Annotated in this window: 2 protein-coding genes; both read right to left on the reverse strand. The window is 40.7% G+C overall.

What is annotated here, in order from left to right:
• Positions 1–623, reverse strand: a 623-nt coding sequence (locus tag Q0I54_RS13190; protein ID WP_367270864.1) for a hypothetical protein, incomplete at its 3' end; no start/stop codon positions are given.
• A gap of 93 nt (positions 624–716) precedes the next feature.
• Positions 717–3,102: ATP-binding protein (locus tag Q0I54_RS13195; protein WP_296119333.1), on the reverse strand; the 2,386-nt coding region annotated here is incomplete at its 5' end.

Here is a 3,102-nt window from a genome sequence, read left to right on the forward strand (position 1 = left end):
CAGAAATCTGAAATAATCTTCCCATTCTCCCCGGACTCACGATAAGAAAGCACCCGATCTTTGTCCAGTTCTACTGCCAGAACAGAAAAATATACTTTTCCGAGACCTTCGATAATCTCTCGTTGAAGCTCCATCTCCTGCTCTTTTTTCATAATTTCATCTACAGAATGGAAACCGAGGATGACCTTGAAATGATCTTCCTCATTGGATAAACGTATTGCCCTTGCCAGAAAATGTCTGAAACCTGTCCCATTTGGTATGGTCTTATGATAAATCTCTATACTGTCCTTTTCTTTTAATTCATTCATAAGATAATCCGGCAAAAGTCTTTCCAGATACTCCGGAGCAGATTCTTTGACCAGGATATTTTCAAAAAAATACCGGACTCTCTCTGAATAGCAGTTACTTCCACGAACTAACTGTTGTTTTTCTTCAGGGTCATTGTGTGTAAAGGTATCCCCTTTTACCACTTCAAATGTATCCTGCTTTAAATCACACAAAAGTACCGTTGTATAATCCCTGGCTAAAACTGATAATAGCTGGTTACGTTCGTTCAGAATCTGGTTACTGTCTTCCAGTTCCTTTTCTTTTTGTACTTTGTCTGATACTATTAACTGTTTCATATTCCTCACCCTGTATCCTTCAGCCTGATTTTTTTTGTGCAGATATAGTAATCTAATGCCATCACATAGCAGATGGTATCGCATAAATGGTTACTATTGCCTTATTATTTCTGCTAATATCGACAGCAGCTTATCAACCTGAATCGGCTTTGCGATATGCCCATTCATTCCGGCAGCAATAGCAGCCCGCTTATCTTCTTCGAATGCATTTGCCGTCATTGCAATGATTGGTATGCATGCTTTCTCCTGATCTGACAGATCCCTGATCGTCTGTGTTGCTTTATAGCCGTCCATTTTTGGCATCTGGATATCCATAAGGATGATATCATAGGTTCCTGCCGGCATTTCCGTTATCCGGTTTACACACTCAAGACCATCCTCCACACGTTCAACCTTAAGACCGGCACGCTCAAGTATTACCGCTGCAATCTCTGCATTCAGATCGTTGTCCTCTGCCAAAAGGATACTCCTGTCTTTAAGGATTTCTCTGCTTATCCCTGACTCTTCAAGATGCTTTTTCACATAATAGCTTTCATCCGCTATTCTGTGTTTCAGTATTACAGTAAAAGTACTGCCTTTTCCAGGCTCACTCTCTACCTCTATTGTTCCACCGAGCAGATCTACATATTTCTTTACGATTGACATTCCCAGTCCGGTTCCCGCGATTTTGCTCTTTGTAGTATTCTGCTCACGCGTGAACGCTTCGAAAATCTCTGTCAGATAATCTTCACTCATGCCGATTCCGGTATCGCTTACCCGGGTCCTTGCCATCATGTACCCATGCTCCTCGCATGGCAATTCATCTACGCTCATCATAACAGAACCACCTGAGGGCGTATATTTTATGGCATTGCCAAGAATGTTGGCAAATATTTCTTTTACCTTAGTCGTATCTGTCAATATATGCTCATGTTCTACATTCATTGTGTAATGAAATGCAAGATTCTTTTTCTTTGCTTCATCCTCAAATATTTCAAACAAAGACTGCCGGATAGCTCCGATACGGCCATAATTCTCATTGATCTCCATCTTTCCGCTCTCAATCTGAGCCATATCAAGTACATTATTTATAATTGACAGAAGAAGATTGCCGGACTGCTTCAGTTTTTCCAAGTGTTCTGAAGTTTCAGGCATATCCTTTCCTTTCAGTTCATCCTCCATAAGCTGTGCATAACCCAGAATCACATTCATAGGAGTACGGATGTCATGTGACATATTGTTAAGGAAACGGGTCTTTGCGAGACTGGCCTCCTCTGCTTTTTTCAGAGCGATCTCCAGTTTGTCATTGAGTTTTTGTGTATCACTTGCTGCAAGCTTTGCGACAGCTTCTGCTTTTCTTGCCTTTCGTAAAAGTACGAGGATCATAGCAATGATGATGAGTGCAAAAAATCCTGCCGTGAGAGAAAAAGCAAGCATATTGTCTTTTACAAAATCACAAAAAGTCACCTTATCCGCCGTACTGTCGTAGATCGCAAGTGCACTTGTAAGCATATCAGAAGGCATCGTCTTCAAAGTTTTATTCAGTATCGACAAAAAGATTCCCTCTCCGCCTCTTACTGCAAAGCATGCTTCCATTGTTTTTGTAAGTGGAATACTCTTGAAATCTCGATTGTTATCATATTTCAGCGCCTGACTGGTTCCCATAAGAAAACAGTCTGCTTTTTGATGAAGAACCATACCTGTCGCATCAGCAATCGAATCACAATCTATCAGTTTCCAGTGTGGATAACTGAACGCAATATGCTGTTTTAAAGCTTCATGTTCCTTTGGCACAGCTACCGTATACGCCTCGTCCTCATTGAAATATTTCTCATCCGTTACCGCCATCAGGCTGTAGGTCCAGGCTGTATTTGTCAGTGCATATCCCTTTTTTTCCGCAAGATCAGGATTTCTGCCGACATAAAAAATCATGTCAATTTCATGTTCCTGCAGTGCCTGAAGCATTTCGTTGTAATCATCATATTCCTGTATATCAAATTCCAGTCTCTGATTGCCCAGACAGTCTTTTGCATATGAGATATATTCTGCCAGCATACCGGTAATTTTTCCAGTCTCTTCATCCATGGAAAAGATTGCCGGATCATTGTTCAAAAATCCAATCCGGATACCGCCATGTTCTTCCAGCCATGATTTTTCTTCACCTGTAAGACTCTGATTATAATCAAACGTAAAATACTTCTTATACAGATCTGCCTTAAAAAAAGGACTATCTTGTTCCAGCTGGCGCATCGCATAATCCAGCTTTGCCTTGATATCGCTGCGTTCTTTATTTATCGCAAAATAGATGCCTGATTTGCCAATCGTAGTAACAGATGCTATTCCCTGTTCAGACCAAAGGGATTCCTCCAGAGACACAAAACAGTCGATCTCATGATTTGCTAATTTTTTTTCCACATCATCATCATTATTCACATTTACATGTTCTGTATGTATGCCATTCTTATTTTCCCATTCTGTCAGCATGATTTCAGGTTCTGTA

Source organism: uncultured Eubacterium sp. (assembly GCF_934295145.1).
In the GTDB taxonomy this organism is placed as follows: domain Bacteria; phylum Bacillota; class Clostridia; order Lachnospirales; family Lachnospiraceae; genus Eubacterium_I.